This window comes from Salipiger sp. 1_MG-2023, from assembly GCF_030547555.1.
Lineage (GTDB): Bacteria > Pseudomonadota > Alphaproteobacteria > Rhodobacterales > Rhodobacteraceae > Salipiger.
Genome location: NZ_JAUOQN010000109.1, coordinates 1 through 6,258 on the forward strand (window position 1 = coordinate 1; position 6,258 = coordinate 6,258).

A 6,258-nucleotide genomic window follows, 5' to 3' on the forward strand; every position below is an offset into this window, starting at 1 on the left:
AGCGCGACTGACAAGCTCGGCCCGCCGGTGAGCGCGAGGCCCGTCGTGAGCTACACCATCAGTTGGGACATCATCAACTGCCGACCGCCACCTCTTCGTAGATCTGTTGCAGCGACCCAATGCCGAGCGTTTCGGCCAACAGGTCCAGATTTTCCTGTTGCGCCAACCACGGCGTGAATTCCCTGTCTTCAGCGGTCCAGATGGACCTGATGCTTTGCTTGACCAGCCTGCCAATCTGCACGCGCGCCCCCAATATATTGCCCTAGGCAAAAGAGCGCAGCGCAGCTCTGGTGACAAGCATCAAAACAGCACCTGCGAACAGCTAAAGCGCAGCCATCAGCCGCGCTTTTTCGCCCGGATCGTCGGGGCGCGAGATCGCCTCGGCCAGCTCTTCGAGCGAGGCGATGGAATGCCCGGCGCGGAAGCTGTCGACATGGGGCAGCATGGCGCGGATGCCAGCCGCCTTGGGCGCAAAGCCATCCCAGCGCAGCAGTGGGTTCAGCCAGATCAGCTGGCGTGACGACAGGTGCAGCCGTTCCATCGCGCGCCCCAGCGCATCCGGGTCATCGCGATCAAGCCCATCGGTGATCAGCAGCACCACCGCGCCCTGCCCCATCACCCGGCGCGACCAGTCGCGATTGAAATCATGCAGGCATTGCCCGATGCGGGTGCCGCCCTGCCAATCCTGCGCCTCGGCTCCGGCGGCCTTGAGCGCAGCATCGACGTCGCGCTGCCGCAGGTGGCGGGTGATGTTGGTCAGCCGCGTGCCGAAGGTAAAGGCATGCACCCGCGCCCAGCCGGCGCCCTTTTCATTGGCCACCGCGTGCAGGAAATGCAGCACCATGCGCGAATATTGCGACATGCTGCCCGAGATATCGCAAAGCACCACCAGATTGGGCCAGCGCGGGCGCGGCTTGAGATAGGACAGCGCCCGCAGATCGCCCCCCTGCCGCATCGAGCCACGCAACGTGCGCCGCCAGTCGATCCTGCGCCCCTGCGCCGACGCCATGCCCCGGCGCGACGGGATCGGCTTGACCGGCAGCGTCAGCCGCGCCAGCATCCGCTTGGCCTGCGCGACTTCCTCGTTCGACATCTGCTCGAAATCCAGCGTCTTGAGCTTTTCCTCGGCCGAGAGGGTGAAGGAGCTGTCGACCTCGATCCGGGTCTGCTCTTCGTCGCTTTCGGGTTGCGGAAGTTCGGGCATCTGATCGCCCAGAAGTGCCTGCGCGGCGCGCTTTTCCGCCGATTGCGCCACCTTCTCTTCCTGCACGCCGCGCACGGCGGGCAGCATCATCGCCATCATGTGTTCAAGATAGCGCGGATCGCGCCAGTAGAGGCGAAAGACCTGCGCGAACACCACACGGTGTTCGGGGCGATTCACGAAACAGGCGTGCAGGGTCCAGTAGAAATCCATCCGGTCGGTAAACCCGGCCTCGGCCACGGCGCGGATGGCATCGAGCACCCGCCCCGGCCCCACCGGCAACCCGGCCCGGCGCAGCGCGCGGGCGAAATGGATGATGTTCTGCGCCAGCTTGGGATGCTCGGGGATGTCGATCAGGATATATTCGGGCATGGGGTCTCCTCCACCGCCAGCGAGACACAGCGCGGCGCGGGGCGCAAGCACCTCATTGGTCTTGCGCAGGCTCGTCCTGTGCGGGGTCCGGCAGCGCGGAATCGATGATCTGCGCCGCGCGCGTGGTCATCTCGTTTAGGCGGGCCTGCAATGCCTCGGGGCCATCGGTTCCGGTCAGACGCGACAGGAAGGCGCAGCCGCCCGCGCCCACCGCCTCGGGGTCGAGCCGACCTTCGGTGATCAGCCGCGCGCCGATCTGCAACGACCAGCACAGACGGTAGGTTGCGGCCAGATGCGCGGCATCGTCGCGCTCGATCAAGCCTTCGGCACCAGCGACCAGCAGCGCCCGCGCGGTGCTGCGCGGCCCCCGTCCGGAAATCAGCGCCGAGGCCTGTGCGAACAGCTCGATATCCTGCATCCGCCCGCGCCCCAGCTTGGGATCCCATGCATCGCCCGCGCCCTTGGCTTGCGTGATGCGCCGGCGCATCTGTGCCAGTTCGCTCAGCGCCTTGCCCGGCGCTTCGGGAACGGCGAGGATCTCGGATCGCAGCGCCTCGACTTCGCCCGCAAGGGCGCGCGGGCCAGCCACCACCCGCGCCCGGGTCAGCGCCAGATGCTCCCAGACCCAGGCCTCTTGGCGCTGGTAATTCTCGAACGCGGCAAGCGAGGTCGCCACCGGCCCCTGATTGCCCGAGGGGCGCAGGCGCATGTCGACCTCGTACAGCTTGCCCTCGGCCATCGGGGCGCTCATCGCGGTGATCAGCGATTGTGTCAGCCGGGCGTAATATTGCCGCGAGGGCAGCGGGCGGCGGCCTTCTGACGCCTCAACCCCGGCCGGATCGTAGATCACGATCAGATCGAGATCGGACAGCGCGTGCAGGTGCCGCGCCCCAAGCGAGCCCATGCCCACCACCACCGCGCCGCGCCCCGGCGCCGCGCCATGCTTGCGGGCGAATTCCTCGCAGACCGCCGGGAACACCGCCGCCAGCGCTGCCTCGGCCACGTCGGCGTAATGCTGCGCCGCTTCGTCCGGTTCGCTCAGGCCGCGCAGCAGGTGAACCCCGGCGCGAAAATGCCATTCCTTGGCCCAGCGGCGCGCCATGTCGAGCTTGCGCTCGTAATCTTCCTCGCGCGCAAGGATCGCGCCCAGTTCGGCGGTCAATGCCCCCGGCCCCGGCCATGGCGCAAAGAAATCCCCGCCAATCACCGCATCGAATACCGAGGCATGGCGCGACAGATGCCGCGCCAGATCCGGCGAGGTCGACACGATGTCGATCAGCAGATCGACCAGTTGCGGATTGGCATCGAACAGCGAGAACAGCTGCACCCCCGCAGGCAGACCGCGCAGGAAGCCATCGAAAGCATCCAGCGCCTCGGCCGGGCGCGGGGCGCGCGCCAGCTGCCCGAGGATCTCGGGCTTGAGGCGGCGAAAGATCTCGCGGGCACGATTCGAGCGCAACGCCGGATAGGTCTGCCAGCGCTGAACCTGCGGGCTTTGCGCGATCTCGTCGGGAATTTGCGCCGCGCAAACCCGCCCGTCCGGGGCAAAGAAATCTTCGGTCAGCGCGTGAACCGCTTGCAAGCGCTGCTTCAGATCGGCCTTGAGCGCCGCCGTCTCGACGCCCATCAGCGCCGCGAGCCGCTCGAACCCCTCGTCGCTCGTGGGCAGGAGATGGGTCTGCGCATCCTGCATCATCTGCACCCGGTGTTCGACCTCGCGGTGGGCGCGGTAATGGTCGGCCAGCGCCTCGGTGACATGGGCAGGCACCCAGCCGGTGCTCGAGAGCACACGCAAGCCATCGACGGTGCCGCGCACCCGCAGCGCCGGATCGCGCCCGCCCGCGATCACCTGCCGGGTCTGGGTAAAGAACTCGATTTCGCGGATGCCGCCCCGGCCCAGCTTCATGTCATGGCCGGGAAGCGATATCTCGCCATGGCCGTGCTTGTCGCGGTAGCGCAGGCGCATGTCATGGGCATCCTGAATCGCCGCGAAATCCAGATGCTTGCGCCAGACAAACGGCTTGAGCGTTTCAAGAAAGCGCTCGCCCGCGGCAAGATCGCCTCCGCAGGGCCGCGCCTTGATATAGGCCGCCCGCTCCCACGCCCGGCCAAGGCTTTCATAATAGCGCTCGGCGGCCTCCATCGCGATGCACACAGGCGTGACGGAGGGATCTGGGCGCAACCGCAGATCGGTGCGGAAGACGTAGCCATCGCCGGTCAGATCACCCAGCGTGGCGGCCATCCGGCGGGTGGCGCGCACAAAGGCGCTGCGGGCATCGTGGAAATCATCCCGGTCGAACCGGTCCTGATCGAACAGGCAGATCAGGTCGATATCCGAGCTGTAGTTCAGCTCGAACGCGCCCATCTTGCCCATCGCCAGCACAACCATGCCGCCCGCATCCTCCAGCGCATCCGGGGCGATGCCCGGCAGCTTGCCGCGCTTTGCCTCGCGCCCCAGCGCCTCCTTGAGCGCCAGATCGACCGCAAGATCGGCAAACCGGGTCAGCGCGCCCGTCACCGCACCAAGCGACCACGCCCCCGACAGATCGGCGAGTGCGATCAGCAGCGCCACCCGGCGCTTGGCCTTGCGCAGCGCGGTGCCAAGATGGTCCGGCCCGACCTCGGGCAAACCCGCGGCGACGGCAGCAAGCGCCGCGTCGGGATCGTCGAGCGCGCCTTCCAGCCAGTTACCGTCGCGGGCGATGAGCCCGGCGAGATAAGGGCTGGTGCCGCCAGTGCCGGCGATCAGCTTGGCGACATCGCCGCTGGCCCAAGGGGTTGCGGCAAGCGCCTCGCGCCCGATCTCGGGCTCGAAGGGGCGTGGCAGGCGGGTGATGCGGGCATTGAAATCCATGTGTGATGGATGGCAGATGCCGGGGGGCGATGGCAACGGTCTTGCGCAGCGGCGCGCCAGATCATCCTGCCCGCCAGACCGGAGAGTGACCATGAGCAAAAGCCTGACCCGCGTGCGCGCCGCGCTGCAAGAGGCGGGGCTTGAACCCGATATCCGCGAGGTCGCCCACGCCCGCACCGCGCAGGAGGCCGCAGACAGCGTTGGCTGCGACCTCGATCAGATCGCCAAGTCGATCATCTTTCGCGCCGAGCAGAGCGGCGCTGCGGTGCTGTTCCTGACGGCAGGCGGCAACCGGGTGTGCGCCGACAAGGCCACCGCGCTTGCGGGCGAGCCGCTGGGCAAGGCGGATGCGGCACTGATCCGGGCGCAGACCGGCTTTGCCATCGGAGGCGTCTCGCCCGTCGGGCATCTGTCACCGATCCGCGCATGGCTCGACCCGCGTCTGCTGACGTTCGATCTGGTCTGGGCCGCCGCCGGCACCCCGCGCCACCTGTTTGCGCTCGATGCGCGGCTGCTGCCAAAGCTCACCGGCGCAACGCCAGCGGATTTCATTGCCTGAGCCTGCGCCGAATGGCTTGACCGGACCGCCCCGAATGATACTCAGGCGCACACGGTGGGCCTGTAGCTCAATTGGTTAGAGCAGGGCGCTCATAACGCCTTGGTTGCGGGTTCAAGTCCTGCCGGGCCCACCAAAAGAGCTAAAAAACGCAATACTTTCAGTATGCATGTGGACCGCGTTGATGGCGCAGTGGTCGATATTGAATCAAAGACTTGCAGTCGATGTGGACCACATGGATGAGGGGTTCGTGTCTGCGCGATGTGTCCCCAAACGGCGCACCACGTCCAGCGAAAGCCCCAAAGAAATCAAGACCGAGGCGCCCCAAGCGCAGGCTGGTACCGACCCTTACGTTTCAATGCGTTGCGAAGGGAGGGGCGCACCACAATGTTCCACTGTGAACTGCGCCTATTCGCCTCCCGACAGTATTTTCTTAACTGCCTCGTCGTGCTCTCACACGCACTCGTTGAAGTTGGTCCCGGCGCACGACTTGCGAACCATTTCATCGACCTGACGATCCACGGCGGCCTGATCGTTTTGCACACGGTAATCGCCGTAAAGCTCCAGAAGAACGACGAAACCGAACAGAGCAGCCCCCGCGAGTGCTACGTGTTTTTTCCCGGAGCGCGCCGACATCGGCACACTCCTTTTCTAGATCTCAAGCTAGGGCCTCGATCTCCGTCAGTAGGTGATCCGACAGCGACCGACGATCCATGGTTTGAACGCTCTTCGATTGTTCGTCATAAACAGGAAAGAGCACCCCTCCGTTGGCAGTATTGAAGATGGGCTTAACACGATAATTCCCATCCCCAGGGTATCTCTCGGCATGACAGGAGATCGCAGTTTCAAGTACGTCATCTTCAGATACCGCGATGAACGCCCTTGAAACACTATCTGGGTTCGACTTTTTCGGGTCTTGCAATTGTTGCTTCGAAATCGGCATCCGGAAAGCGCCAAGCAAGTCTCGCAACCCCGATACGGTCTCAATATGCTTGTGCTTTGGCAGCATCGAACTCCTTGTCGCACGCAGCATTTCTGAGGTACTTACAATCCAGTAGCGCGTCAACTGAATTTGGAAACGAACCCGGCCGCCTAATTGCATCCCACCAGTTTCCCGCCAAGCAGCAGCCTGCTCATCCTCCAACTGACGCAGCAAACAATCGAAATAAGCATCATTGTCGCCCGCATCATGAGGAGAAGTGAGCTACCCCCCGAAATTCGGAGACTGACATAAGCTATGATTTGCAGTCTGCTGATCTTCGACGAGAAGGAGAT

General features: G+C 64.8%; 6 protein-coding genes and 1 tRNA gene. 2 read left to right on the top strand and 5 right to left on the bottom strand.

Going from position 1 to position 6,258, the window contains the following annotated elements:
- Positions 1–73: 73 nt before the first annotated feature.
- From Q4543_RS23525 to Q4543_RS23535, 3 genes are all read right to left on the bottom strand, one after another.
- Entirely contained in the window at positions 74–241 is a 168-nt protein-coding gene (locus Q4543_RS23525; protein ID WP_303442424.1) for a hypothetical protein, read from the bottom strand.
- A gap of 81 nt (positions 242–322) precedes the next feature.
- Positions 323–1,573 (bottom strand): VWA domain-containing protein, encoded by a 1,251-nt coding sequence (locus Q4543_RS23530; RefSeq protein WP_303442428.1) that lies wholly within the window; start codon positions 1,571–1,573, stop codon positions 323–325.
- A gap of 52 nt (positions 1,574–1,625) precedes the next feature.
- Positions 1,626–4,427, bottom strand: a complete 2,802-nt coding sequence (locus Q4543_RS23535) for a glutamine-synthetase adenylyltransferase (protein WP_303442431.1) — start codon at positions 4,425–4,427, stop codon at positions 1,626–1,628.
- Positions 4,428–4,518: 91 nt separating this feature from the next.
- Here Q4543_RS23535 and Q4543_RS23540 point away from each other — a divergent pair, with 91 nt between their 5' ends.
- Both Q4543_RS23540 and Q4543_RS23545 read left to right on the top strand, forming a co-directional pair.
- Positions 4,519–4,986, top strand: a complete 468-nt coding sequence (locus Q4543_RS23540; RefSeq protein ID WP_216005618.1) for a YbaK/EbsC family protein — start codon at positions 4,519–4,521, stop codon at positions 4,984–4,986.
- 56 nt (positions 4,987–5,042) lie between these two features.
- Positions 5,043–5,119 (top strand) — tRNA-Ile (locus Q4543_RS23545).
- A gap of 317 nt (positions 5,120–5,436) precedes the next feature.
- Here Q4543_RS23545 and Q4543_RS23550 read toward each other — a convergent pair.
- Both Q4543_RS23550 and Q4543_RS23555 read right to left on the bottom strand, forming a co-directional pair.
- Positions 5,437–5,619 carry a hypothetical protein gene (locus Q4543_RS23550; protein ID WP_303442436.1) on the bottom strand — a complete coding sequence of 61 codons (183 nt, stop codon included), beginning with the start codon at positions 5,617–5,619 and terminating at the stop codon, positions 5,437–5,439.
- 22 nt (positions 5,620–5,641) lie between these two features.
- Positions 5,642–6,085 (bottom strand): hypothetical protein, encoded by a 444-nt coding sequence (locus Q4543_RS23555; protein WP_303442439.1) that lies wholly within the window; start codon positions 6,083–6,085, stop codon positions 5,642–5,644.
- Between the last annotated feature and the right edge of the window lie 173 nt (positions 6,086–6,258).